Below are 26,221 nucleotides of genomic sequence, written 5' to 3'. Positions count from 1 at the left end.
TCAGTACCGGCCACCGCGGGGCGCTTCTTCTCAGTGTCGTCTCCTTGAAAGCGGATGCGCGCGCCGGGACCTGTCAGCTCTGCCGTGGCCGACCGTTGTGGCGCAGCCGGAGCCGACGCCGGGGGTGCGAGCGCAGCACCGGATGCAGGTTCCAGCCCAGCTCAGAGGCGACGCGCAGGACGTGACCGGCGCCCACCCCCGGAAGTAGTGGGCCCCGAGGTCCAGGTCGCGCTGGTATTCGCGATCGTAGCGAGAGGTCTCCACTCGCCGGGTCTGCTTCTCGACGCGCCGGTCCACGCGCGCCCGGTAGTAGGCCGTGTCGCCCTCACGCACGAGAGCCACCGGGGTCATGCACCAGAGCGGGAGGAACGGTACCTGGCCCAGTGTGGCGTCCAGCATCCGTACCGCTCCGCCCTCCGCGCGGGGCAGCACGTAGATGATCAGCTGGGTCACCGTCGCCACGAAGTAGAAGAAGGCGGCGAGCAGGAGCCATATCACCCACCACAGCGGCAGGAACACCAGCGTGAGCGGGAGAAGGAGCAGCCAGCGCAGTGCGGCCGGGCGGACCGGTAGTGGCCCCCAGGCGGGGTTGTCGTAGTCGTGCACGGAAGTAGTCTTTCCCCCGGTTCGTTGTCCCTGACCTGTAAGTCCACGGCCGCACTGCTTGACCCCGGCCGCCTCTCGCGTGTTCCTCGCGCCCCCGTCGGAGAGGCGGCCGGTGTCAGCCCCGTACGAGGGGGACAGTAGCCCGGCCCGGCCGCCGAGTGTGCCGGTCGTTCGCCCCACAAGGACACGAGGAACGGCGCGAAGACGTGCCCAATCCGGTTCTTGGGTCAATTACCCTTGACTTCCATGCGGCACGGGGGACACGAGCGGATCGGGAACCATGCCGCTCGGCCGGTGGACGGCCCCGGGTCCAGTGAGCGCCTGGTGATCCTGACCCTTGAGCGGTACGGGGTGTGGCTCCGGACCACCGTGCTCTGCCTGTGCGGCGCGCTGGGCATCGTCGCGGCGGACACGGCGGACATCCCCCTGGCACTGGCTCTGCTGGTGCCCGCGCTCCTCGCCTGTGGTGTGCGCCTCTACGCCCTGCGCCGCCCGCGCCTGTTCCCACTCGCCGTGCTGTGGACGTTGGACGCGGGTGTGGTGGTGTTGACGGGGCTGTCCCAGCCGGTGATCGGCGGCGAGGCCGCGGATGTGATGGTGGAGGCGATCGTCAGCATCAGCGTCATCACCTTCCAGCACGAGTGGGCGACTCGCCCTCTGCCCGGGGCCGCCCTGGCCGTGCTGGGGGTGGTCGCCTACGCGCTCGGCGATGTTCTCTCCTCTCCCGGACACGGTCCGGAGCTGATCCCTCTGGTGCGCCTGCTCTTCCTGGCCGGCCTGTCGAGGGCCGCTTTCCTCATCGTCCGGGCGCGGGCCGGGGCGGCGGACCGGTCGGCCGCGGTACGGGCGGAATCGCGCCGGGAGGCCGAGGTCGCCGCCGCGCGGAGGGCGGCCGAGCGCGAGTACCTGGCGACCCTGCACGACACGGCGAGCGCGACGCTGCTGATGGTCTCCCAGGGCGACGGCCGGGACTGGTCGTGGCTGCCTCCGCGGGCCAGACAGGATCTGGAGGCACTGTCCGCCGTACCCGGATTCGAGACGGGGAGCGTTGACCTCGCGGCGCTTCTCGGCTGTGTGCCCGAGGGTGCGGGACGGGCGAGGGTGCGGCTCACGACACATATCGACGGTCCGCTCGCGATTCCGTCCGGCGCGGGGCTCGCGATTTTCAACGGGGTCCGGGAGGCCGTCACCAATGTGGCACGCCATGCCGGGGTGCGGGAGGCGGAGCTCAGGGCGTGGACGGAGCGGGGCGGCGCGGTCGTCGAACTGTCCGACGCGGGACGGGGGTTCGACCCGACGTCCGTGCCCGCCCGCCGGCGGGGCATCGAGGGCTCCATCGTCGGCAGGATGCACGCCGTCGGAGGCACCGCCACGGTCGACTCGCATCCGGGTACCGGGACCCGTGTGCGGTGGCGCTGGCACGACCGGGCCACGACGTCACCGGCGGCGGACGGAGCGCAGACGACGGACGGACCGGGCCCGCGCCGTACGCAGGCGCATGCGGCCGTGGTCCGTCTCATCCGCAGGCAACTCCTGTACGGGGCCCAGCTGACGGTGCTGCTGATCAGTCTGCTGTCGCAGTTCACCCTCTCGCTGCACCCCCTCACGGGCTACCAGGACGTGTATCGCCCCGCGTGGGCACAGACGGCGGCCTTCGTCTGTCTCGCCGTCGTCGCGGCGGTCAGCGCCGCCCATCTGCTGCGCGGCAGACAGATCCCGTCGCAGGTGCGCGGGTGGAGCCTGGGCGCGGTGCTGGCCGTCTCGGCGACAGGTGCGTTCACGCTCCCGCCGGAGCTGTTGACGGGGGCGGAGGACTGGGTGTTCGGACTGGTCGGCTGGCACGCTCTGTTCCTGCTGGCGGACCTGCGGATCAGGGCGTACGCGGCGTTCCTCGGAGCACATCTCGGGTTCAACTCGACTGCTGTGCTGCTGTCGGGTGCGCCGACCGCCGTGGAGTCGGCCACGATGGGCATCTCCGCGGTCTCCATCTGCGGCTTCCAGCTCTCCGCCGGCGTCCTGCTGACACGGCTGCTGCACGGCACGGCGCCGGCGGCGGGGACCGCGGCCGCGAGGGAGGAGGAGCTGCGGACCCGGGAACGTATCCACGAGGACATGCAGCGTGATCACAAGGATCGCTACCGCGCTCTGACGGCGACGACCGTGCCGCTTCTGGCGGGTCTCGGCCACGGTGCGCTGAGCCCCGACGACGAGGAGGTCAGGCTGCGGTGCGGTGTGGAAGCCGCCCGTATGCGGCGCCTGTTCGCGGAGAGCGACGCCGTCTCCGACCCGCTGCTGAACGAGTTGCGCGCGTGCGTCGAGGTGGCCGAGCACCAGGGGGTGACGGTGGGCCTGGCCGTCAGAGGTCAGCCGGGTGATGTGCCGCTGGAGATACGCAGGCAGCTGATCGACCCGGTGGCGGTGGTTCTGGGCCGTACCCGCTCCAGCGCGCGGGTGACCGTCGTGTGGACGCCCCGCACGGTCCGTGTGAGCGTGGTCGGCGAGGACCGTGCGGATGGCCGCGAAACGGGAGAGACTGCCCCGTCTCAGCACCGTGACGCTGACGCGAAGGTGTCCGTGGTGAGAACCGCGCGCGGCGGAAGTGTGTGGGTGGAGGCCAGTTGGAGCGATTCGGCGGTCTCGGAAGTTGACCGGGCATGAGTAGCAGCGCACCGGTCAGCGTGGCCGTCGTCGACGATCACCCCGCCATTCTCGCGGGGGTGCAGATGTGGTACGCCGCGTCCCCGCGGCCCATCACCGTGGTCGCGTCCGGCAGCTCGGTGCGGGAGGCCTGGACTCCGCCGGGCAGTACGGCCGATGTGGTCCTTCTCGATCTGCAACTGGGCGAGGGCGGGCCCGCGTTCAGCAGTCTGCGAAGACTTGTCGATGCCGGGCGGCAGGTGGTCGTGTACTCGATGCGGGACGACGAGAAGACCGCGCTCACCTGCCTGGACCTGGGAGCCGCGACCTTTCTGACCAAGAGCGAGGGCCAGGACCACCTGGTCGCGGCGACACTGGCGGCGGCGGACGAGCGGCCGTACATGCCGCCCGCGCTGGCCGGCGCGCTGGGTACGAACGTCCGCGCCGACCGTCCCCGGCTCTCCGCCGGCGAGGAGAACGTACTCATCGAGTGGTTCCAGTCGGAGTCGAAGGAGCTGGTCGCGCAGCGGCTGGGGATCTCCGTACGCACGGTCAACTCGTATCTGGACCGGGTGCGCATCAAGTACGCGAACGTCGGCCGACCCGCGCGGACCAAGGCAAGCCTGGTCGCCCGCGCCATCCAGGACGGGCTCGTGGACGTGGACGACCTCTGAGGGGCTCACGCCGTCCCTCGGCCGACCGTACACGTCACTTCCACCGCCGTGGAACGGTCCCACCGATCACTGCGCACGGCTGACAAAGCTCCTTGCACGGCTGACAAAGATCCGTCACCACGCCCGGCCTACGGTCTTCAGGCGATCTCCGGGAAGGTGACACGTTCGTGAGGAAGAAGACCCTCTTCGCCGCTGCCATGGCCGCGGTGGTGTGTGGTGTGACCGGTTGCGGTGCCGAGGCGGAACAGCGGACGGTTTCGGACGCTCAGGTCCGGGATCTCACCGTCCAGGAGGAGATCGAAACAGAGCGCGCCGAGGAGCGGCTCGTCAAGGAATGCATGGAGGAAAAGGGCCATCCCTACTGGGAGTCGCCGATCTCCGGCATAGACGAACGCAAGGCCGGCCGCTACATCACCGACAACGTGGAATGGGCGGAGAAGTACGGCTACGGCCGTGTATTCGCCGAGCGGGGCGAGGAGATCCGTAGAACCGACCCGACCACCGTCTACCAGAACAGGCTTTCTCCGGAAGAGCGCGCCGACTACAGCAGGGCCCTGGACGGCGACTACCGGGACCGGATGAGCACCGAACTGCCCGGCGGAACGGGCACGGTCGACGCCCCGCGCGGGGGTTGTGCCAACGAGGCACGTGCACGGCTCTACGGGGACTCCGAGGCCTGGTTCGTCGTCCGCAAGACCGTCGAGGGCGCCCTGCCGCTGTACGGCCGGGACCTCATGGAGGACGTCCGCCTCACCAAGCCCCTCGCGAAGTGGGCGCAGTGCATGGAAGAAGCCGGTCGCGCTTTCGACAACCCTGAGCAACTCCGCCGGCACCGCGCGAAGGTCACGGAGGGAATGCCTTCCGCCGAGGCCCACGAGTTCGACAGGAAACTGGCGGTCCTCGACGCGACCTGCGCCAGGAAAACCTCCGCGGCCAGCATCATGCGCACCCTCGAGACCGAGTACCGGGAGAAGGTACTGAAACGGTACGAGAAGGAGAGGGCCGAGTACCGCAGGATGCGCCTGCACGCCCTGGACCAGGCCGGAGACGTCCTTTCCTGACGCCTCGACGAGCCCCACGTACTTCACTCACGGCGGATCCGCATGCATTCCGCTTTCCGCCGATCACCGCAATCACATCCACCAAGGAGTTCACCATGCGCAAACTGTCCGCCCTGGCTGTCGGAGCCGTGTTCATCGGCGCCGGTCTCGCCGGTCCCGTCCCCAGCGCCTCCGCCGCCGCGGCCGCCACGTGTGCGGACAACTTCGAGAGCGCCGTCGCCGGCTACATGTACGCCTACGACGGCGCCAACTGTGTGGGACAACTCGGCCGCGCGTTCGGCAACGACCAGGACTGGAGCGACTCCGCGAGCAGCTTCCAGGGGTCCGACACCAACAAGGCCTCCTCGGTGCTCAACAAGGGAAACCACCAGGAGGTGAAGTTCTTCGCGAGCCCGAACACCGGCTCCACCTTCAACCCCCACATCTGCCTGACCCGTGCCGAGGGCTTCGCCTCGAACCTGAGCGACGACTACTTCATGAAGGACTCGGTCTACGGCAGCGCCAACAACAGCATCAGCGCCCACATCTGGGTCGACCGGACCGCGTGCAGCGCCCTCGCCACCTGACGGTTCCCCGACCCGTCGCTCCAAGCAGCGAATTCAGCTCCGAGCAGCGACTTCACGATCGCCATCTCGACCCGCAGGGTTCACCACTGCGTACGTTCCGTGACGGCTCGTCACCCGTCGGGGACGAGCCGCTCTCCCAACTGCCACATCGCGTCACACCCTTGACGCGACCACCCTCGTGGGTATGGTCTAGTCCAAGTAGCAAAGCCCGTCTGGGCAGGCGCACATCGTTGCGTCTGCACAGCGGGCTCATGCTGCCGACCTTCGCACTCCTGGCCCCACCCACGAGAAGCCGACCCGCGTACCGGGTTCCCCACAACCCGGTACATCCGCGGGAAGACATGCAGTGAAGGAGAGACAATCCATGAGGAAGAAGACAGCCGTACTCGTCGGCGCCGCCATCGCTCCGGTGCTCGCCGTGAGCCTGCCCGCGGCGTCCGCGAGCGCACACGGCTACATCTCCAACCCGCCCAGCAGGCAGGCTCAGTGCGCTGCCGGGACGGTCAGCTGTGGCGACATCAGGTACGAGCCGCAGAGCGTCGAAGGCCCGAAGGGGCTGACGAGTTGCAGCGGCGGCAACTCCCGCTTCGCCGAGCTGGACGACGACGGCAAGGGCTGGCGGGTCACTCCGGTGAGCAGCAGCACCCAGTTCCAGTGGACGCTGACGGCCAGTCACGCCACCAGCACCTGGCAGTACTTCGTGGGCGGGCAGCGGATCGCCGAGTTCAACGACAACGGCGCCCAGCCCGGCTCGACCGTCACCCACCAGGTGAACTTCGGCGGCCTCAGGGGCCAGCAGAAGGTGCTCGCCGTGTGGAACGTCGCCAACACCGCGAACGCCTTCTACGCCTGCATCGACGTCAACGTCGGCGGCTGACACAGCAGTTCACTGCCTCCGGGTAGGGACGCCCCCCACTGGCGCCCCTACCCGCATGGCCGCGCCGACAAAAGGCGATCCCCCCACTCCCCTTCGAGGGGAAGCACGCGCTCTTTCGCGCCCGATCCATGGAGTGACCCCCAATGCGTCGACGTACGCTCGGACTGCTGACCGCGACCGGTTCAGCGGCCCTGCTCTCCTTCGCCACCCTCGCCGTTCCGGCGCAGGCCGAACCAACGACCGCCGCGGCCGATTTCCGCGTCAGTGAGAGCCAGTTCAACCAGATGTTCCCGAGCCGGAACTCGTTCTACACGTACAGCGGTCTGACCGCCGCGCTGAGCGCCTACCCGGGCTTCACCACCACCGGCAGCGAGACGGTCCAGAAGCAGGAGGCCGCGGCGTTCCTCGCGAACGTGAGCCACGAGACCGGCGGCCTCGTCCACGTCGTGGAGCAGAACACCGCCAACTACCCCCACTACTGCGACACCACCCAGCCGTACGGCTGCCCCGCGGGCAACGACAAGTACTACGGCCGTGGCCCGATCCAGCTGAGCTGGAACTTCAACTACAAGGCGGCGGGCGACGCCCTGGGCATCAACCTGCTCAACAACCCCGACCTGGTGCAGAACGACGCGGCGGTGGCCTGGAAGACCGGGCTCTGGTACTGGAACACGCAGAGCGGACCGGGCAGCATGACCCCGCACAACGCCATGGTCAACGGCGCCGGGTTCGGCGAGACCATCCGGAGCATCAACGGAAGCATCGAGTGCAACGGCGGCAATCCGGCGCAGGTGCAGAGCCGCATAGACAAGTACCGGCAGTTCACCGGGATCCTGGGTGTGGACCCGGGCGCCAACCTGAGCTGCTGACCCCGCGCAGACCAGCCTGACGGAGACACGGTGTCCGTCGGACCGACCGCCCCATGCCCGCGACGAAGTACTGGGCATGGGGCGGTCACGTGGTCGCCCGGCGAGTCACCTCATCGCGACGTCAGGCCGTTGATCCGCCACAGGCCGTCGCTGCCGCTGCCGGTGGTGTACGCGTCCCCGGACGCCGTCAGTGTGAAGCCGAAGGAGTTGATCCCGACGATGTTGGTCACATGGGACTGCACTCCAGTGGTGGCGTTCACCCGCTTCACCTCGTCGCCGACCTGGAAGTAGACCAGGCCGTCGCCGCCCACCGAGATCGACGTGGGCTCGTAGGTCTGACTGGCCAGCACGCGTGTGGTGCCGGTGGCGAGGTTCGTCTGGAGAATGCGGCCGGTCATCATGTCGGCGGTGTAGGCGAGTCCCGCCTTGTCGAACGCGATGCCCTGGGAGAAGCCGGTACCGGTGGCCACCACACGTGCGGTCCCGCCGTCCGGGACGGCGATGATCTGCCGGTCGATGCTGGTGGCATAGGTGGTGTTGCCGAAGCGGGCCACACCGAAGAGCGCGGGCAGTCCGGCGGCCAGGGTACGGCGGGCACCCGTGGCGAGGGTGACCTGCTGGAGTGTGCCGTCGAAGCTGGTGATGTACGCGCTGTCGTCGGCGACGACCGCTCCGCGGAGGTTGCCCAGACCGGTGGTGACCGGGTCGAGCGCCCCGGTGGCCAGGTCAAGCTTGAGCAGATCGCCGCCCGAGTACGCCAGGTACACGGCACCGGCGTTGTCGGGGGCGATGGCGACCGGCGAGCCGGCCGCGGGAGCGATCCGTACGCAGTCCGTGGACGGGCACTTGACGGTGCCCACCGCGGCAACTGCCGGCGTGGCGAGGGCTATTGCCCCGCTCGACGCGAGTAACGCACCGAGGGCCAGCGCCACACCCAGCGTGCGCCCGCGTCTGGAGAGCGAGCGGGCCGGACGGTCGAGCGGGAGTCGCGTCGCGGTCCTAGATCTCATCATCGAGTAGATCCATTCCTGTCTGTCGACGATCGCGGGCCCGCGGGATCGCCGCGGGCACCACACTGGATACGTAACGGGACGGTGGCCGGTCACCGTCACACCGATACCCACAACCAGTTGTCCCCCATCATGTGGGTCGCTGCCCGAACAGCGTATAGACGCCCCGGCCGTCGTCGAAGGCGGCGCGTCGGCCTCACTCCCGTGCCCACGCCGGCCCCTGACGGCAGCAGCCAGGGCATTGTCAGTGGTGGCAGGCAGGATGTCTCTTATGACGACACCAGCTGCACAGATCACGGACAGCGCCGCCTACGCACAGGCGGTCGAGGAAGCCCTGAAGGCCGCGGGCGCCTACTACGACGGCGGCACGTCCGCGCTCGACGACGATTCCTACGACCGGCTGGTGCGCGGCATCGCGGCATGGGAGGCCGAGCACCCCGACGAGGTGCTGCCGGACTCGCCGACCGGGAAGGTGGCCGGCGGTGCCGTGGAGGGCGACGTCCCGCACACGATCCCCATGCTGAGCCTGGACAACGTGTTCTCGCCGGAGGAGTTCACGGCATGGACGGCCTCGCTCGCCCGGCGGATCGGCCATGAGGCGCAGCGGTTCAGTGTCGAGCCGAAGCTGGACGGTCTCGCGGTGGCCGCCCGGTACACCCGGGGCCGACTGAGACAGCTGATCACACGGGGCGACGGGACGGCCGGCGAGGACGTCTCGCACGCCATCGGCACGGTCGAGGGCCTGCCTCTGGAGCTGGCGGAGCCGGTCACGGTGGAGGTCCGCGGCGAAGTCCTCATGACCACTGCCCAGTTCGAGCACGCCAACGAGGTGCGTACCGCGCACGGCGGACAGCCGTTCTCCAATCCGCGCAGCGCCGCGGCGGGCAGTCTCCGGGCCAGGGACCGCGCGTACACCGTGCCCATGACGTTCTTCGGGTACGGCATGCTGCCGCTCACGGACACCGGGACCGAGCTGGCCGAGCGCCTGCGCGAACTGCCGCACAGCGACCTCATGGCCCAGGTCGCCGCGTACGGCGTGCACACCACCGCCGCGACGCCGGTGCCCACCATCACCGCCGAGACGGCCGAGCGGGTGCTGGCCCGGGTGCAGGAGATCTCCGCGCTGCGGGGCGAGTTGCCGTACGGCATCGACGGGATCGTCATCAAGGCCGACCTCGCCGCCGACCAGCGGGCCGCCGGAGCGGGGACCCGTGCCCCACGCTGGGCCATCGCCTACAAGCTGCCGGCCGTCGAGAAGATCACCCGGCTGCTGGAGGTGGAGTGGAACGTCGGGCGCACCGGCATCATCGCCCCTCGTGGTGTGCTGGAGCCGGTCGAGATCGACGGGGCCACCATCACCTACGCCACCCTGCACAACCCGGCCGACATCACCCGCCGCGACCTGCGCCTCGGCGACCAGGTCATGGTCCATCGCGCCGGTGACGTCATCCCCCGCATCCAGGGACCCGTCGCCCACCTGCGCACCGGCGAGGAGCGGCCGATCGTCTTCCCCGAGGTGTGCCCGCGCTGCGGTGCCGGCATCGACACGAGCGAGCAGCGCTGGCGCTGTGAGAACGGCCGCAACTGCCACCTGGTGGCCGCCCTCTCCTATGCCGCGGGCCGGGACCAGCTCGACATCGAGGGCCTCGGCCACACCCGCGTCGTCCAGCTCGTGGAGGCCGGTCTGGTCGCCGACATGGCCGACCTGTTCCTGCTCACCCGCGACCAGTTGCTGAGCCTGGAGCGGATGGGTGAGACCAGTACCGACAACCTGCTCACCGCGCTCGGCGCGGCGAAGGGGCAGCCGTTGTCGCGGGTGCTGTGCGCGCTCGGGATCCGGGGCACCGGCCGCTCCATGTCCCGTCGTATCGCGCGGTACTTCGCCACCATGGACCTCATTCGGGCGGCGGACGTCGAGGCGATGCAGCGGGTCGAGGGCATCGGCTCGGAGAAGGCGCCGTCCATCGTCGCCGAGCTCGCCGAACTCGCCCCGCTCATCGACAGACTCGCCGCGGCCGGGGTGAACATGACCGAGCCCGGAGCCACCCCGCCCAGCCCGGACGACGAGGCCGCCGAAGACGGCAACGCGGATGCCGAGGGTGCAGAAGACCTGCCGCTGGCCGGGATGACGGTCGTCGTGACCGGTGCCATGACCGGTCCGCTGGAGACACTGAGCCGCAACCAGATGAACGAGCTCATCGAACGGGCCGGTGGCCGCTCCTCCTCCAGCGTCTCCAAGAAGACCACCCTGGTCGTCGCCGGGGACGGCGCCGGGTCCAAGCGCACCAAGGCCGAATCGCTGGGCGTTCGGCTGGCGACACCCGACGAATTCGCCGCCCTGGTCGCCGACTTCGTCGCCTGAGCCTCCCCTGTCCGGGGCCCGTCCATCTGCGGAGACCCGTCCCTGCCCGGGAGCCCGTCCCTGTCCAGGGGCCCCATTCCTGTCCGGGGCACCGTCTCTGCCCGGAGGGCACAGTTCCTCCGCCGGGCTCACCCCCGGCTTCCGGGACGACTCATCCCGGGGCACGGGCAGTGACCACCCAGGCCGATGCGCCCAGGGCGACGCCGTCCGCGCCCTGGTGGCGGGTGTACGCGGTGCGCAGCGCGGCCAGAGCCTGTCGGGCGCTCTCCTCCGTCGTCCGTTCGAAGTGGTCGCGGAGCATGCCCAGGCCACCCATGAAGGCGACGGCATCATCGGGGTCGTCGCCCAGCGGCATCGGCTCGGTCACCGGTTCGAGAGCGATGTCGGTGAAGCCCGCGCCGGTCAGCAGCTTCCGTACCCGCTCGGGGTCGGCGAGCGAGTACGCCCCCGGCTTCCCCGGCGCGTCCATGTCCGGCAGTCGGACATAGGGAGCGACGGCCGTCCGCAGGGTGACAAGCCACTCGTTGGCCGCCGCCTGCTGCCAGCACGTGAACACCAGTCGGCCACCCGGTCGCACCGCACCGGCGATGTTCGCGAAGGCGGTCGACGGGTCCGAGAAGAACATCACCCCGTTGCGGCTGATCACCAGGTCGAAGGCGCCGTCGGGAAAAGGGTACGTCTGCGCGTCCCCCTCCTCGAACGCCACGTTCTCCACGGCTTCTTCGCGCGCCAGCCGCCGCGCTTCGGCGAGGAGGGGCTCCGACACGTCGACCCCGAGGACATGCCCTCGGGAGGCGTTGCGGGCCACGGTCCGGGAGACGGCGCCCGCGCCGCAGCCGATGTCCAGTACACGATCGGCCTCGCCGACCGCGGCCGCTCGCAGCAGATGCGGGGTGAAGTGCCGCTGCATGCGCTCGTAGCGCTCACGGTGCCGTACCCAGCGCCGGCCGTCGTCGCCGTTCCAGTTGTGGGTCTGCTCGTCGGAGGCGGCGGCCGGCCGGTGCTGTCCGGGTTCGGCCGGGGGTGCGGTGGGGTGGTCCTCGGTCACGTCCTCGCCTCCTGCGGCGGCTGGATCACAGCGATGCTGGAGCCACCGTACGTCCAGCGGCGCGCGGCCACATCGGTTCTGTCCGAGGTCTTGACCTCACGCGGCCCATCCCTCAGATTGCTCGTTAATGCGCATTACCTAATACGCATTAACAGGCTCGGGAGGAGCGCACGTGGGCGACGAAGCCGTTGGGCGGGCCAAGCCGGGGCGGGCACCCGCGCCGGCCGGCCGCCGGTCACGGCCGAGGCAGGCGGAGGTGGCCCAACTCGCGGGCGTCTCCCAGGCGACGGTGTCCCTGGTGCTGTCGGGAAGGGACACGGCGACCGGGAGGCCGATCTCGGAGGAGACCCGCCGCAAGGTCCTGGACGCGTCCCGGAGCCTCGGCTACGTCCCCGATCCCGCCGCCCGCCGGCTGGCCGCCGCGTCCAACAAGCTGCTCGGCGTCTTCAGCTTCACCTCGACGTTCCCGACGGACGTCCGGCACTCGTACTATCCGTTCCTCGTCGGCGTCGAGCAGGAAGCCGCCCGGCAGGGCTACGACCTGGTGCTGTTCACCGGCTCCAGCAGCGGCGGCGCGGGCGCGGCGGAGGCGGGCGCGCTGAACCGCGTCCGGCTCGCGGACGGCTGCCTGTTCCTGGGTCGCCATGCCCCGGCGGACGAGCTGCGCCGACTGGTGACGGACGGATTCCCGGTCGTCCATCTCGGCCGGCGCGAGGATCCGGACGGCCTCGTCTGGGTGGGTGCCGACTACGTCAGCGCCGGCCGGGACGTCGTCGCCGCGCTGGCCGGCATGGGCCACCGGCGGATCATGCTGGTGCGCGAGGACGACGACGCACCCGCGTCCACGGACCGCGAACGCGGCTTCCTGGAGGGGCTGCGGGCGGCCGGACTGCCCGGCGGAGCCGATGCCGTGTGCCGGTCGGCCGACCCGGAGCACAACGTCACCGCCGAGCGGATCGGCGCGTGGCTCGCCGACGGGGTGACCGCGTTCGTCGCCGAGGAGACCGACACCGGCGCCGCCTGGCGGGCACTGCGCGCGGCCGTCGACAAGGCCGGGCTGAGCTGTCCGGACCAGGTGTCGCTGGCCCTGCTCGGCAGCCCCCCGGCCGACCTGGCGGACGAACCGGCGCCCCTCGGCTTCGACATCCCACGACCCACGCTGGGCGCCGAAGCCGTACGGCTGCTCTCCGCTCTCATCGCGGGTGAGTCCGCGCAGGCCACCCTCGTCGGATGCACGTTCCGGGCGGGCGCGACCGCGGGACCGCCACCCGCGACCTGACACAGGCCGTACGACCCCGTCGGCCCGAGCACCGTAGTCCGCCCCGTCACTCCATCGACCGCAGGACCGCAATCCCAGGAAGCAACCATAGGACCGCGAGTCCTGGAAGCAACCGCAGGACCGCAATCCCAGGAAGCAACCGTAGGACCGCAAGCCCTGGACTCCAATCCCTGGACGCAACCGAACCACCTGAGGAGCAGAGTGATACCGGAAGCCGACATCCTCGTCGTCGGCGGTGGCCTCGGCGGGGTGGCCGCCGCGCTCGCCGCCTGCCGGGCCGGCCGCAGTGTTGTCCTGACCGAGGAGACGGACTGGATCGGCGGCCAGCTCACCAGCCAGGCCGTACCGCCCGACGAGCATCCGTGGGTCGAGCAGTTCGGCACCAGCGCCTCCTACCGGCAGCTGCGCGAGCACATCCGCGGCTACTACCGTCGGTGGTACCCCCTGCGGGCCGAGGCGCGAGCGCTGCCGCACCTCAACCCGGGGGCCGGCCGTGTGAGCAAGCTGTGTCACGAGCCGCGTGTCGCCCTCGCCGTCCTGGAGGGCATGCTCGCCCCGCACCGGGCGGCCGGACTGCTCACGGTCCTCACCGAACACCGGCCTGTCGCGGCCGAGATCGATAACGATGTCGTCCGTGCCGTCACCGTCGAGGACCTGCGCGAGGGCACCCATCGCACGCTGACCGCCCGCTACGTCCTGGACGGCACCGAGACCGGCGAGCTGCTGCATCTGGCGGGAGTCGAGTACGTCACCGGCGCCGAGTCCCGCGCCGAGTTCGACGAACCCCACGCCCCCGACCGTGCCCAGCCGGACAACCAGCAGGGCATCACCGTCACCTTCGCGCTGTCCCACCACGCCGGCCAGGACCACACGATCGACCGGCCCGCCGACTACGAGTTCTGGCGCTCCTACCGGCCCGACTTCTGGCCCGGACCCCTCCTTGGCTTCGAGGCTCCCGACCCACGCACCCTCGAACCCGTCCCCCGCACCCTCGAACCCAACCCCGACATCGACCCTCTCGCCGTGCGCGCCGACCAGAGCGCGGACGCCGGGGACAAGGAGCTGTGGGGCTTCCGCCGTATCCTCGCCCGCGGGCTGCACACCGAAGGGGCCTTCGACTCCGACATCACGCTCGTCAACTGGCCGCTGAACGACTACTGGCTCAAGCCCTACATCGGGCAGGAGGCCGAGGCCCTGCGCGAGGCACGGCAGTTGTCGCTGTCGCTGCTCCATTGGTTGCAGACGGAGGCGCCCCGCACCGACGGTGGCACCGGCTTCCCCGGCCTGCGGCTGCGCCCCGACGTCACCGGAACCACGGACGGACTCGCCAAGGCGGCGTACGTCCGGGAGTCCCGCCGTATCAAGGCGGTCACCACCGTCACCGAGCACGATGTCGCGATCGATCTCGTCGGGCCCCGCGGCGGCACCCGGTATCGCGACTCGGTCGGCGTCGGTGGCTACCGGATCGACCTGCACCCCTCCACGGGGGGCGACACGTACATCGACATCGGTTCAGTCCCGTTCGAGATCCCGCTCGGGGCGCTGGTGCCTCGCCGGGTGCGGAACCTGCTGCCCGCCGGCAAGAACATCGGCACCACACACATCACCAACGGCTGCTACCGCCTGCACCCGGTGGAGTGGAACGTCGGCGAGGTCGCCGGCGCCCTGGCCGCCCACTGTCTCGCCGAGGACGTCGGGCCGCACGAGGTGCAGGCCGAGGACAAGCGGTTCGAGGAGTTCGCCGCGGTCCTCGACCGCGCCGGCGTACAGCGCCACTGGCCCGACATCCGGGGCTACTGAACGACCGTGCCGGAGGCGGCAGTTCGGGCGAGGGAGGGCAACCGCCGCGCCCGATGCCCGCCGTGCGCGGACCGATCCAGCACAAGGAGGTGCTCGGACATGACCACCCACCGCATCCGCGTCGGCATCGACGTGGGCGGGACCTTCACCGACGCCGTGGCCGTCGACGCCACGACGCTGCGCCTCGTCGGCCAGGTGAAGGTGCCCACCAGCCACCACCACGAGGACGGTGTCGCGCACGGCATCGTGGAGGCGCTCGGCCGGCTGCTGGAACAGACCGGACACGCGCCCGACGACGTCACGTTCCTCGCACACGGCACGACCCAGGCGACCAACGCCCTGCTGGAGGGTGACGTGGCCACCGTGGGCCTGCTCGGCATCGGCGCCGGCCCGGGAGCGGTGCTCACCCGCCGTCTCGCCTCCCTCGCGGGGCTCGAACTCACCCCCGGCAAAGGGCTGCCGCTGCACTACGCGCACATCCCCGACCCGCAGGACCCCGCCGCCGTGGCAGCCGCCGTCGCGGAGCTGAAGGCGGCCGGTGCCCAGGCGCTCGTGGCCAGTGAGCCGTTCAGTGTCGACCGGCCGGAGGGCGAGCGCGCGGTGGCCGAGGCGGCGCGCGCCACCGGTCTGCCGGTCACCGCCGCGCACGAGATCACCTCGCTCTACGGACTGCGCAAGCGCACCCGCACCGCGGTCGTCAACGCGGCGATCCTGCCGCGCATGCTGGCCACGGCCGATCTCGTCGACTCGTCCATCACCAAGGCCGGTGTCACCGCGCCCCTGATGGTGATGCGGTGCGACGGAGGCGTGATGTCGCTGGACGAGATGCGCCGCAGGCCGCTGCTGACGGTGCTGTCCGGTCCGGCCGCCGGTGTCGCGGGCGCGCTGATGCAGGAGCGGGTCAGCGAGGGGGTGTTCCTGGAGACCGGCGGCACCTCGACCGACATCAGCGTCGTCAGGCGCGGCAAGGTCGCCGTGCGGCACGCCACCATCCTCGGCAAGTCGTCGTACCTCAACGCCCTCGACGTGCGCACGGTCGGCGTCGGTGGTGGCTCCATGGTGCGCGTCACGGGCCGCCGGGTCACCGCCGTGGGCCCGCGCAGTGCCCACATCGCGGGTGTGCCGTACGCCTGTTACGCGGACCCGGACGACCTGCGCGATGCCCGGCTGACGACGGTCAGCCCATTGCCGGGCGACCCGGCGGACTACGTCGTCCTGGACGCCGCCGGGGGCCGGTTCGCGCTCACGATGACCTGCGCCGCCAACGCGCTGGGCCGGGTCCCCGAAGGCGACTTCGCCCACGCCGACCCGGACACCGCCCGTGCCGCACTCGCGCCGCTCGCGGCCGTCCTGGGTACCGACGTGCCGACCGCCGCCGTCCGGCTGCTGGACGCCGGCGTGAACCAGGTCAGGTCGGTGGTGGACACCCTGGTCCGCGAGTACCGCCTCGACACCGACTCCGCCGTCCTCGTCGGCGGCGGGGGCGGTGCGGCCGCCGTCACGCCGCACCTCGCCGCCCGTACCGGCATCAGCGGACGTATCGCCCGCAACAGCGAGGTCATCAGCCCGATCGGCGTCGCCCTGGCCCTCGTACGGGAGCAGGTGGAGCGGATCGTGCCGGGTGCCACTCAGGAGCAGATCCTCGCCGTGCGCGCCGAGGCCGAACGTGCCGTCGTCGCGCAGGGCGCGGCTGCGGACGGCGTCGAGGTCGAGGTCACGGTCGACCCGCAGACGCACACCGTCCGCGCGGTCGCCACCGGCGCCACGGAACTGCGCACCCAGGACCGGGCCCACCGGGCCGACGACGGTGAACGCCTGCGGCTCGCGGCGGCCAGTCTCCGGACCGCCCCGTCCGAGGTCCGCGTCCTCGCGGGCACACCCGCGCACACGGTCTACGGCACCAGCACCCGGCGCCGGTTCCGCCCGGCCCGCCACCCGGTGCGGGTCGTGGACGCCGACGGCGTCGTACGCCACCACTCCCCCGACGCCCACGTCGAGGCGACCACCGTGGGCGGCGCTCCCGAGGTGCTGGCCCGGCTGGTCGCCGAGAACACCTCCTACGGCGACGGAGGTGTCCGCGCCCCGGCCGTACGGCTGCTGCTCAGCTCCCGGATCGCCGACCTGTCCGGAATCCTCGATCCGGAGCCACTGCTCGCGCTCGCGCGTGGTGAACTGCGCTCCCGGGCCGCCGACGAGCCGGTCGTCGCCATCCTGGAGGTACGGACATGACCGTCCGCACCGCACCGGTCGCCGCCGCACTGGCCGCGACCGACGACATCGAATGGGCCGTACGCCTGCTGGCCGCCACGCCCACCCATGAGGGCCGCGACCCGGAGCTGCTGCGCCAATGGGCGCGCACGGCGGACGAGTTCGGCTCCCGTCTGCCGCCGGTGACGCACTCGGCGCGGGTCGTGGAACGCGCCGACGGGCTGGAGTTCGGGCTGCTGGCCCGCTACACCTCCCGGCCGCCCACCGTCGAGCTGTACACCGACACGCTCGCGCTCGCCGAGGAGGTCGTCGCGGCCCACGGCTGGCACGCCTGGTACCCGCCGGGTTCGCTGCGGGCCGCCGCCCTGGCGCACGAGGCGGTGCACGCCCACCTCCACCACGGCCCGGCGCGGGCCGCCCTGCGCCGGGCGCTCGGCCACACGGCGCTGCGCGTCGGCCGGCTGCGGGTGACCGGCCATGTGGCCGGCGCGCACGAGGTGGCCGCCCACGCGTACGCCCGCACCGTCTGCGGACTGGGCCGCAGCCCCCTGCTGCTGACCGCCGCGCTGGCCGCCGAGGCCGAGGCCCGGTCCGGTGGCGTCCCACCCCGTGCTGTCGACACGAGAAGAGGTGACTGACTCATGGGTGTTGTCATCCTCGTCGTCATGGCGGCCGGCGTCGCCGCGATGCTGACCCGCAGGCTTCCCACCGCGTTCGCTCTCGTGCTGCTGGCCGTGGCCATCGCCTTCCTGGCGGGTGCCCCGCTGACCGGCAAGGACAGTGTCCTGGACACGGTGGTGCAGGAGGGCGCGCCGGCGCTCGCCGCCACCATGGTCGCCATCATCCTCGGTTCGTGGCTCGGCAGGCTGCTCGACGAGACCGGTATCGCGGGCACCCTGGTCCGGAAGATCGTGGAGTTCGGCGGGGACCGCCCCACCGTCGTCGCGCTCGGTGTGCTGGCCGTCTCCGCGCTCGTCGGTACGGTGACGGGTTCGGCGCCCGCGGCGATGCTGGCCGGCATCGTCGGCATCCCGGCGATGGTCGCCGTCGGTGTGCCGAAGGTGACCGCCGCGGGGACCGTCCTCATGGGAATCGCCGTGGGTGTCCCCTTCGAGCTGCCCGTCTGGCAGTTCTTCTCCACCGCGCTGGACCTGCCCGTCTCGACGGTCCGCGCCTTTATGGTCAAGCTGTTCCCGTTCGCGCTGGTCGCCGCCGTGGCCTATGTGGTGATCGAGAACCGGCGGCGTGGCACCGAGCACGCCTGGTCCCTCAAGTCCGTGGCCAGCAGGCCGACTTCGCGCCGGGAGCGGCTGGGTGACGCGCCCTGGTACGCCCTCCTGGCTCCCGTGGTGCCCCTGGTGCTGGCTCTCGGGTTCGAGGTCGCGATCATCCCGTCCCTGCTGGCCGGTGTGCTGTACGCGCTGGTCACCACCACCCGGCCGGGCGCCATGAACAAGCGTCTCCTGCGCACGCTGTACGGCGGGTTCGAGGTGGCCGCCCCGCCGCTCGTCCTGTTCGTCGCGATCGGCGTCCTGCTGGCCGCCGTCAGGCTGCCCGGTGCCGTGGAGGCGCTCGAGCCGCTGGTCGAGGCCGTCAGCCCGCACCACCCGGTGCTGTTCGTGCTGGTGTTCACGCTGCTCGTCCCGCTGTGCCTGTACCGGGGCCCGCTCAACGTGTTCGGGCTCGGCGCGGGCATCGCGGGTGTCCTGATCGCCGCCGGTGTCTACCCGGCCGCCGCCGTCCTCGGTATGGCGACCTCGTACAACCAGGTCTTCGGTGTCGCCGACCCGACCAGCACGCAGACCGTGTGGGCCGCGCAGTACGCGGGGGTCAGTCCGCAGCAGGTCATGCTGCGCACCCTGCCGTACGTGTGGATCGTCGCGTGCGGCGGCCTGAGTGTCACCGCGGCCCTCTACCTCTGACACCGCCCCACCACCACCTGACAGGAGTCGACCATGCCCGGAAAGCGTCTCGACCGCCGTCTCTTCCTGAGGGGCACCGCCGCCACCGGCGCCGCCCTCGCCCTCGGCACGTCCCCCACCATCGGCACGTCCCCCGCCGTCGCCGCGGCCACCGCACCCGGCGGCTTCCCCAACTACGCCTATGTCCGCACCCTGTTGACGCCGTCCCGGCTCGCCTACAACCCCACGGGTGAGATCATCTTCCCGACGATCCGCGGGGTGTACGACAAGCTGAGTTCGCCGCTGGGCCGTTACTACCTCTACTACGGTCCGCACGACGCGCCCGGCGGGATCTGCCTGGCCTACGGCGACTCCCTGGAGGGCCCGTTCACCGAGTACGCGGCCAACCCGATCGTCTCCCGCACCTGGTCGCCGCACTACTCGGTGAGTCACGTCGCCTCGCCGCACGTCCTGTGGAACGCCGACGTACGGGAGCTGTGGCTGTACTTCCACGGCGAGAACATCACCACGCGGCTGGCCCGGTCTGCCGACGGCATCCACTTCACGTACGACCGGACGGTACTCACCACGGCGATGCTGCCGGCCGGCACCACGGAGGCGTCCTACGCCCGCGTCTTCCGGCACGACCTGCCCTCGCGCGGTGCCCGCTACGTCATGGTGTTCATGATGAACAACACCACCAACCACCGTGACATCGGCTGGGGCTGGTCCGCCGACGGCCGCACCTGGACGTTCAGTCAGCAGCCGCTGGTCCGGCACACCGACGTCGGCGCGGTCAACGTGGGCGGACCGCACCTGCTCCACCGCAACAACAGCACGTACGTCGTCTACAACAAGGACAAGGAGAGCGGCGGCGACATCATGATCACCGAGGTGGGCAACGACTTCTCCCTGCGCAACCACCTCGGGGTGTTCTACAACTCGCGCAGTGCCGCGCCGGAGACGGGCCGGGCCGCCGCACCCTCCTTCGGCACCGACGGCGGTGTGCCGTACATGATCTACGAGGCGGGTGAGCGCCTGTCCGGGGTGATCGCGGTGGCACGCGGCTGAGGAACGGGCCGCCGCGGGGTCAGACGTTGCCGGGTGTGGCCTCGCCCGCGGGTTTCGGAGCCGCGGTGGACATCTTGGGGCCGAACTCGCCCTGGAGGCGGTGGCCTTCGATGTCGAGGTCGGGGACGTACTTGCCGAACCACTTCGGGTGGTACCAGATCTTCGCCCGGATGATCGCCATGAAGGCGGGCACGAGGGTGAGCCGGACGACGAAGGCGTCCAGGATGACACCGACGGCGAAGCTGAAGCCGATCGCCTTGACGGTGGGATCGTCGGTGAACATAAAGGCCACGAAGATGCTGAACATGATGAGCGCGGCCGCTGTCACCACACGGGCCGCGAGGCCGGTCCCGTGTTCCACCGCGTGGACCGCCTCGCCGCTCTTGGTGAACTCCTCCTTGATGCGGGAGACGACGAACACCTCGTAGTCGCTCGACAGCCCGAAGATGATGGCGAGCATGATGATGGGCAGGAAGCTGATGGTCGCGGTCGGCGGGATCCCGAACAGGTCCTCGCCCCAGCCCCACTGGAACACGGCGACCTGGGCGCCGAACGCGGCGGCCACCGACAGCAGGAACCCGATGATGGACTTGATCGGGATCAGGATGGTCCGGAACGCGATCGTCAGCAGGATGAGCGCCAGGCCGACCACGACGACCAGGAACACCGGCAGCGCCGAGGAGAGTTTGCTCGACACGTCGATGTTGGACGCGGTGGTGCCGCCGACCGTGATCGCGGCACCCGAACCGCCCGCGATCGTCGCCCTGTTGTCCCGGATCCGGTTCACCAGGTCGGTGGTTTCACTGTCGTTGGGGCCGGTGCTGGGGACGACCCGGACGACGGCGACGTCGTTGGCGGCGGCCAGCGGCTCCGCAGACACCACGCCGGGGACCTTGCGCAGCTCGGCGACGATCGGCGCCGTCGCGGCGGCGTCGGGTACACCGTCGGCGACCACCAGGAGGGCGCCGTTGAAGCCCGGCCCGAAGTTGTCCGTGGTCAGGTCGTAGGCCTTGCGCGCGGTGTTGTCCTTCGGCTGGGAGGCGCCGGTGGGCAGCCCCAGCTCCATCTTGGTGGCGGGTACCGCCACCACCAGCAGGAACGCGATCCCGCAGATCAGGAGCGCCACCCTGAAACGGACGACGAACCGTCCCCAGGCCGCCCCGAAGGTGCGCTCCGGCTCGTTGGCCGCGGTCCGCGCGACGTCCTCGGGGTGGCCCGGGCGCAGCGGAGTGCTGATGAAGCGCGCCACCTTGTTGCCTGCGAAGCCCAGCATGGCGGGCAGCAGGGTGAGTGCCACGAGCAGGGCGACCAGGACGGCTCCGGCGGCGGCGAGGCCCATGACGGTGAGGAACGGGATGCCGACGACGGACAGTCCGCACAGGGCGATGATGACGGTCAGGCCGGCGAAGACGACGGAGCTGCCCGCGGTGCCCACGGCGAGGGCGACCGAGTCCTCGATGCTCATGCCCACGAGCAGGTTGTTGCGGTGCCGGGCGAGGATGAACAGTCCGTAGTCGATACCGCAGGACAGGCCGAGCATGGACGCCACGGTGGTCGACGTCGAGGCGATGTCCATGACAGCCGCGAGGGCGCTGACGCTCATCAGGGTGACGACGATGCCGATGACCGCGGTCAGGATGGGCAGTCCCGCGGCGACGAAGGCGCCGAACGTGATGGTCAGGATGATGAAGGCGATCAGGATGCCGACCATCTCGGGCACCTTGGAGATCTCCAGCTGCCAGCCCGGGTAGACGCTTCCGGAGTACTCGACCTGCACGCCGGCGTCCGTGGCGGGTGCGACGGCGGCCTCGACCGCGTCCAGGGTCGAGGTCCTGACGTCCGCCGGCTGGGCGGTGAACTGCACGGAGCCGAGGGCGACTTTGCCGCTCTTGGAGATGGCCTTCGAGACGAACGGGTCGGAGACCAGGCCGACCTGCGGCACCTTCTTGAGCCGCGCGACGGAGGCCTCGATGCCGGCCTTGTACGTCGGGTCGGTGACCTTGGTGGTGCCGCGGGTGGCGAACACGATCTGGGTCTGTCCGCCGCTCAGGGCCGGCAGTTTGCTCTTCAGCAGGTTGGTGGCCCGCTGGGACTCGGTGCCCGGGACGGTGAAGGTGTTGTCCGTCTTGCCCCCGCCGACGGTGGCGAGGGTGATCGCCGCGGCGGCGGCGAGGATCCACACGACGAGGACGAGGCGTCGCCGCCGGAATGCCCAGCGGGCGAGGCGGAACAGGTAGACGGACACGGGTGCCCCCGAACTGAGGTGGTCGGCCTTGGCCGGGCGACCAGCACGGAACGTGATCTGTCCGACCACTCTCGCCGTGCCACCGGACCAGTGGCGAGGCAAGGGGGCTGATCGGGGGACGCGGGGCAGCTGCGGCAGACGGCCGATCCCACCTCGGCGGACGGCTGACCGGGGCCCGGGGCGGAACCTTCGTCCCCGCGACCCGAGGGGTGGTACCGCTGGTACCGTGGGTGCCATGTCGGATCCCAAAGCGATGAATCTCCGCTTCCCCGATCCCGCGCAGCGGGCGGCCATCGCGGCTGCCGCCAAGGAGGCGGGGGTCAGTATGCAGGAGTACATCCTCTCGGCCGCCTACGACCGCGCGACCGCCGTGGAGCGGCGGTTCCTCGAAGGGTTCAGGGCGTCCGTGGCGCACAGCGGCGCGGCTTTCGCGGCCGAGCCCAGCAGCGTGGACCCCACCCCCGAGCAGCGGGCTGCCGAGCGTGAGGCGCAGCGCGAACTCGGCCGGCAGGGGCACGCGGCGTGACCGAGCCTGAGCCGGTCCATCCGCTCGACGTCACGTTCCTGCTGCACGCCGCCGAGCTGCTCGACGGTGATCCGCAGGTCGACGACTTCGGTCCGCTGTACGCGGCTGTCGCGCGGGTCAACGCCCGCGCCATGGAGCACGACATCTACGGGTCCGTACACCTCAAAGCGGCTGCTCTGCTGCACACCCTGGCGAAGCTCCCGTGTCTGGAGCACTCGGGCGAGGCCTTCGCCTGGCACGCGGCGGAGGCCTATCTGACCCTGAACGCGCACAGGCTCGAGTACCCGCCGAAGGCCGCCGTCGCGCTCGTGCGCGACGCCGCCTCCGGTGCCCTCGGCGTGGCCCGCATCGCCCGCCAACTGCGCGACTGGACCGTCACCTGACCAACGCGCTGCCGGACAGGCCCTAGTCCCGTCGCGCCACGAGGCGGTAGGCGTTCGACAGTCCCAGTCGATGGGAGACCGGCCTGATGAGGCGGTCCATGGCGGTGGCGAGAAGGAACGCCGGGATGCCGGCGATCAGCAGGGCGGCACGCAGGATTCGGCGTAGGGCCGTCGGCGGGCGCGGGTGCCAGGGGACGTCCTCGGGCACGGCCGCGTTCAGGGCCAGCCAGACGGCGGCCAGGAGGTCGAAGGGGTCGTGCGGTTCCGTGTGCTGTTCCGCGACGACCGTGAAGCCGAGGTCCGCCAGCCGGCGGCGGAGGTTGTCCACCGGGATGAGATGCAGGTGCTGGGGCTGGAGCCACGGGATCCACCAGCGGCCCAGGATTCGGGCGTAGCGGCTGTCGGGGTTGGGGACCTCGATGAGGAGGTGGCCGCCGGGACGGATGGCCCGGTGCGCGGCCCGGAGTTCGAGGTCCGGCTGGGTGCTGTGCTCCAGGTAGTGGAACATGCTGACCACGTCGTAGTGACCGGCGAGGTCCTGGGCCACGTCGAGGAAGCTGCCGCGGTAGCCGCGCTCGACGCGCCCCGCGCGCTCGGCGAGTTCGGCGCCGTCGGTGAAGTCGAGGCCGTCGAAGGCGGTGTCGGGCAGGACCGCGCGGGCCGCCTCGCAGAAGTGGCCGTGCCCGGTGCCGACGTCGAGCCAGTTCTTCGGAGCCGGGTCATACGAAAGCAGGGATTCCGCGCGCCGTACGTACATTTTGGTGCGGCCCGCGAAGGTGGCGCTCAGATGCTTCTCGCCCAGGCCGTCGTAGAAGTCGCGGTAGTAGAACTCCAGGCCCGCCTCGCTCAGCCGGGGGTTCTGGAAGGTGTGCCGGCACTCCTGGCAGCGGTCCAGGACGAAGCGGCCGGGCTTGTGCTGGAGCAGGTCCGTGGTGCGCAGGCGGGTCTTCGGATCCCCGGAACCGCACCAGGGGCAGGTTGTGCGCCGGGCTTCGAAGAAGCGGTCCACGCCGTCGGCCAGATCGGCCTGGTAGACCGGGCGGAGGGCGGCCACCTGCTCGGCGCGGGTGGGCGGCGAGGGTTCTGGGTCGTTACTCACGGGGTCTCCTTCGAGAAGGCGCCGGTGGCCAGTCGTTCCAGATGGGTTGCCGCCGCCTCGGCGCCGCCGGCCGCGCGGAAGGCCGTACGGATGCGGGCGGCGGCGGCGCGGTGGCCGGGTTCGTGGAGTACGGCGTCGATCGCCGCGCCCAGCTTGGGGGCGGTGACCCGGCCGAACCTGACGCGGACGCCCGCTCCGGCCCCGGTCACCTGTCCGGCCACGACCGGCTGGTCGTCCCGGATCGGTGCGACGACGAGGGGCACACCGTGCCACAGGGCCTCGCAGACCGTGTTGTGCCCGGCGTGGCAGACGACCGCGTCGACCCGTTCCAGGAGCGGGAGTTGGGGGACCGAGGGGACGATCAGTACGTCCTTGTCGTCGCTGTCCGCCGTGAGGATGCCGCCAGGGTCCGCGATCACCGCCTGGACCCGGTCGGCGCGGGCCCGCAGCGCGGTCAGGCACTCGCCGAGGAAGCGGGCGCCGACGTCGGAGTTGGCGGTGCCGAGCGTGACGAGGACGGTGGCGCGGCCGGGGTCGAGCCACTCCCAGGGGAAGCCGGGCGGGGCGGGGCGGTCGACGACCGAGGGGCCCACGTAGTGGATCGACCCGTCCGTGCGGGCGTCGGGTCCGACGAGTTCCGGGGTGCTGAAGACGAGGGCCAGATGTGGGGAGAACCGTGGATCGGCGGTGCCCGAGGGGTCCCCGACGTCGTGCCGCAGCCGGGTGAGCAGTCCGTCGAGCCAGGCCGCGATCTTCGGCATGTCCGCCATGGCGTCGGCGAAGGTGAACTCGGCCGTGGTGGTCGCCGATGTGGCCCACGGCAGGCCCAGTTGCCCGGCGACCAGCCCGCCCGCGACGGCCTGCTGGTCGGCGACGACCACATCGGGGCCGAAGTCCCGTACGGCGGCGCGGACTCCGGGGGCCATGGCCACGGCGAGCGGCGCCAGGAACTCCTCCCACAGGAACTTCAGTGCCTGCGGCCCTCTGAGCTCCGGAGGCCGCATTCCCGCGGTGAGGTCGGGCCCGGCGCACGGGTACAAGGTGGCGTGCTCGCCCGCGAGCCGCTGGGCGAGTTCCGGATAGGCGCTGGCCCAGGCCACGTGGTGCCCTCGTGCGGTCAGCGCGGCTGCCACGCCGACCGTCGGGTTGATGTGCCCGACCAGCGGCGGGACCACAAAGAGAAACCTCACCGCACTGCCGCCTCCGCCCCGCTCACGTCCCGGATCAGGCCCAGGATGTGGTCGCCGACCGGTCCCGGCGCCTCGACCAGTACGGAGTGCTCATGGCCCGGCACCACCACGGTCCGGCAGTCCGGCAGCAGGGACTCCAGCCAGGGCGCCTGCTCGACGAGCGCCGAGTCGCCGCCGTAGAGGAAGAGCGTGGGGCAGCGTACGGACCGTATGCGGTCCTCCCCCAGGATCCGCCCGGCCGGGATGTCGCGGACTATCGTGCTGGCCCGCACCAGGAGGGCCGCGCCCTTGGCGAGACGTGCGGTGTTGAAGCCGCGGTTCGTGGTGATCCAGTCCAGTGCGGCGGCCTCGTTGCTCGCCAGCTCTGTCTCCACCTGCCGCAGGACCCCGTCCATGGTGGCCGCCCATGCGGCGGTCGCGGGCATGGACTCGATCACGGAGAGACTCGCCACGTGTTCGGGGCGGCGTTCCGCGTACCCGAAGGCCACTGTGCCGCCGAAGGAGTTGCCGACCAGGTGGACCGGGGCGGTCAACTCCAGCCGGCCGAGGAGGGCTTCGAGGTCGTCGAGGTTGTCGTCGAGGGTGTAGCCGCTCTCCGGACGGCCACTGCGGCCGTGGCCGCGCAGGTCGTACATGACGACGTCGAGACCGGCCGCCGCGAACCGCGGTGCCAGCGTGAAGTAGTAGCTGGCCAGGCTGTCGGTGAGCAGGCCGTGCACCAGCACCGCCGTGGCGGTGGGCGGACGGCCGTCCCGGGGGCCGATGCGCTGGACGTGCAGGGGAAGGGGGCCGATGTCGACGATCGCCAT

General features: G+C 71.0%; 22 protein-coding genes. 15 read left to right on the top strand and 7 right to left on the bottom strand.

Annotation, left to right across the window (positions count from 1 at the left end; all coding sequences use genetic code 11):
* Positions 1 to 30 precede the first annotated feature (30 nt).
* Positions 31 to 606, bottom strand: a complete 576-nt coding sequence (locus ACIQAC_RS30765; RefSeq protein ID WP_402196678.1) for a hypothetical protein — start codon at positions 604 to 606, stop codon at positions 31 to 33.
* A 324-nt stretch (positions 607 to 930) separates the two neighbouring features.
* Here ACIQAC_RS30765 and ACIQAC_RS30760 point away from each other — a divergent pair, with 324 nt between their 5' ends.
* From ACIQAC_RS30760 to ACIQAC_RS30735, 6 genes are all read left to right on the top strand, one after another.
* Positions 931 to 3,264: a sensor histidine kinase gene (locus tag ACIQAC_RS30760; RefSeq protein WP_402196675.1), complete on the top strand. Its 2,334-nt coding sequence runs from the start codon at positions 931 to 933 to the stop codon at positions 3,262 to 3,264.
* Positions 3,261 to 3,917, top strand: coding sequence for a response regulator (locus tag ACIQAC_RS30755; protein WP_402196673.1), 657 nt, complete (start codon positions 3,261 to 3,263; stop codon positions 3,915 to 3,917). The genes ACIQAC_RS30760 and ACIQAC_RS30755 overlap by 4 nt, the downstream gene beginning before the upstream one ends.
* Positions 3,918 to 4,084: 167 nt before the next feature.
* Positions 4,085 to 4,978: a hypothetical protein gene (locus ACIQAC_RS30750; protein WP_402196671.1), complete on the top strand. Its 894-nt coding sequence runs from the start codon at positions 4,085 to 4,087 to the stop codon at positions 4,976 to 4,978.
* A gap of 95 nt (positions 4,979 to 5,073) precedes the next feature.
* Entirely contained in the window at positions 5,074 to 5,544 is a 471-nt protein-coding gene (locus ACIQAC_RS30745; protein WP_402196669.1) for a hypothetical protein, read from the top strand.
* 364 nt (positions 5,545 to 5,908) lie between these two features.
* Positions 5,909 to 6,421: a lytic polysaccharide monooxygenase auxiliary activity family 9 protein gene (locus tag ACIQAC_RS30740; RefSeq protein ID WP_402196666.1), complete on the top strand. Its 513-nt coding sequence runs from the start codon at positions 5,909 to 5,911 to the stop codon at positions 6,419 to 6,421.
* Positions 6,422 to 6,564: 143 nt separating this feature from the next.
* Positions 6,565 to 7,290, top strand: a complete 726-nt coding sequence (locus tag ACIQAC_RS30735; RefSeq protein ID WP_402196664.1) for a chitinase — start codon at positions 6,565 to 6,567, stop codon at positions 7,288 to 7,290.
* 110 nt (positions 7,291 to 7,400) lie between these two features.
* On the opposite strand, the gene ACIQAC_RS30730 is transcribed toward ACIQAC_RS30735, so the two are convergent.
* Positions 7,401 to 8,303: a hypothetical protein gene (locus tag ACIQAC_RS30730; RefSeq protein WP_402196662.1), complete on the bottom strand. Its 903-nt coding sequence runs from the start codon at positions 8,301 to 8,303 to the stop codon at positions 7,401 to 7,403.
* Between the two features lie 268 nt (positions 8,304 to 8,571).
* Between ACIQAC_RS30730 and ligA the strand changes: the two genes are divergently transcribed.
* A complete protein-coding gene (gene ligA, locus ACIQAC_RS30725) occupies positions 8,572 to 10,662 on the top strand; it encodes an NAD-dependent DNA ligase LigA (protein WP_402196659.1) in 2,091 nt (696 codons plus the stop codon).
* 151 nt (positions 10,663 to 10,813) lie between these two features.
* Here ligA and ACIQAC_RS30720 read toward each other — a convergent pair whose 3' ends face one another.
* Positions 10,814 to 11,710, bottom strand: a complete 897-nt coding sequence (locus ACIQAC_RS30720; protein WP_402196656.1) for a class I SAM-dependent methyltransferase — start codon at positions 11,708 to 11,710, stop codon at positions 10,814 to 10,816.
* A gap of 172 nt (positions 11,711 to 11,882) precedes the next feature.
* Between ACIQAC_RS30720 and ACIQAC_RS30715 the strand changes: the two genes are divergently transcribed.
* The 6 genes from ACIQAC_RS30715 to ACIQAC_RS30690 all read left to right on the top strand — a co-directional run bounded on the left by ACIQAC_RS30715 (position 11,883) and on the right by ACIQAC_RS30690 (position 19,969).
* Positions 11,883 to 12,989: a LacI family DNA-binding transcriptional regulator gene (locus ACIQAC_RS30715; RefSeq protein WP_402196654.1), complete on the top strand. Its 1,107-nt coding sequence runs from the start codon at positions 11,883 to 11,885 to the stop codon at positions 12,987 to 12,989.
* A gap of 201 nt (positions 12,990 to 13,190) precedes the next feature.
* Positions 13,191 to 14,789: an FAD-dependent oxidoreductase gene (locus ACIQAC_RS30710; RefSeq protein ID WP_402196652.1), complete on the top strand. Its 1,599-nt coding sequence runs from the start codon at positions 13,191 to 13,193 to the stop codon at positions 14,787 to 14,789.
* A gap of 99 nt (positions 14,790 to 14,888) precedes the next feature.
* Positions 14,889 to 17,018 carry a hydantoinase/oxoprolinase family protein gene (locus ACIQAC_RS30705; RefSeq protein ID WP_402196650.1) on the top strand — a complete coding sequence of 710 codons (2,130 nt, stop codon included), beginning with the start codon at positions 14,889 to 14,891 and terminating at the stop codon, positions 17,016 to 17,018.
* Positions 17,015 to 17,635 carry a hypothetical protein gene (locus ACIQAC_RS30700; RefSeq protein WP_402196649.1) on the top strand — a complete coding sequence of 207 codons (621 nt, stop codon included), beginning with the start codon at positions 17,015 to 17,017 and terminating at the stop codon, positions 17,633 to 17,635. The genes ACIQAC_RS30705 and ACIQAC_RS30700 overlap by 4 nt, the downstream gene beginning before the upstream one ends.
* 3 nt (positions 17,636 to 17,638) lie before the next feature.
* On the top strand, positions 17,639 to 18,919 hold the full coding sequence (locus ACIQAC_RS30695) for a transporter (protein WP_402196646.1): 1,281 nt from the start codon (positions 17,639 to 17,641) through the stop codon (positions 18,917 to 18,919).
* Positions 18,920 to 18,952: 33 nt separating this feature from the next.
* Positions 18,953 to 19,969: a hypothetical protein gene (locus tag ACIQAC_RS30690; protein ID WP_402196643.1), complete on the top strand. Its 1,017-nt coding sequence runs from the start codon at positions 18,953 to 18,955 to the stop codon at positions 19,967 to 19,969.
* 19 nt (positions 19,970 to 19,988) lie between these two features.
* Here the strand turns inward: ACIQAC_RS30690 and ACIQAC_RS30685 are convergent, their stop codons facing one another.
* The gene (locus ACIQAC_RS30685; protein WP_402196641.1) at positions 19,989 to 22,214 is read right to left on the bottom strand and encodes an MMPL family transporter; all 2,226 of its coding nucleotides are present in this window, start codon (positions 22,212 to 22,214) and stop codon (positions 19,989 to 19,991) included.
* 235 nt (positions 22,215 to 22,449) lie between these two features.
* On the opposite strand from ACIQAC_RS30685, the gene ACIQAC_RS30680 reads away from it, so the two are divergent.
* Positions 22,450 to 22,740 (top strand): hypothetical protein, encoded by a 291-nt coding sequence (locus ACIQAC_RS30680; protein ID WP_402196639.1) that lies wholly within the window; start codon positions 22,450 to 22,452, stop codon positions 22,738 to 22,740.
* Complete coding sequence (locus tag ACIQAC_RS30675) at positions 22,737 to 23,123, top strand: fic family toxin-antitoxin system, toxin component (RefSeq protein WP_402196636.1); 387 nt, start codon at positions 22,737 to 22,739, stop codon at positions 23,121 to 23,123. Before ACIQAC_RS30680 ends, ACIQAC_RS30675 begins: the two co-directional genes overlap by 4 nt.
* A 22-nt stretch (positions 23,124 to 23,145) precedes the next feature.
* Here ACIQAC_RS30675 and ACIQAC_RS30670 read toward each other — a convergent pair whose 3' ends face one another.
* The 3 genes from ACIQAC_RS30670 to ACIQAC_RS30660 are packed head-to-tail and all read right to left on the bottom strand — an operon-like array spanning position 23,146 to position 26,221.
* Complete coding sequence (locus tag ACIQAC_RS30670; protein ID WP_402196633.1) at positions 23,146 to 24,222, bottom strand: class I SAM-dependent methyltransferase; 1,077 nt, start codon at positions 24,220 to 24,222, stop codon at positions 23,146 to 23,148.
* Positions 24,219 to 25,412: a glycosyltransferase gene (locus tag ACIQAC_RS30665; protein WP_402196631.1), complete on the bottom strand. Its 1,194-nt coding sequence runs from the start codon at positions 25,410 to 25,412 to the stop codon at positions 24,219 to 24,221. The genes ACIQAC_RS30670 and ACIQAC_RS30665 overlap by 4 nt, the downstream gene beginning before the upstream one ends.
* Positions 25,409 to 26,221 (bottom strand): alpha/beta fold hydrolase, encoded by an 813-nt coding sequence (locus tag ACIQAC_RS30660; protein WP_402196628.1) that lies wholly within the window; start codon positions 26,219 to 26,221, stop codon positions 25,409 to 25,411. Before ACIQAC_RS30660 ends, ACIQAC_RS30665 begins: the two co-directional genes overlap by 4 nt.

It is taken from the genome of Streptomyces sp. NPDC088387 (assembly GCF_044753385.1).
In the GTDB taxonomy this organism is placed as follows: Bacteria; Actinomycetota; Actinomycetes; order Streptomycetales; family Streptomycetaceae; genus Streptomyces.
This window is presented reverse-complemented; position numbering and strand designations above follow the sequence as displayed.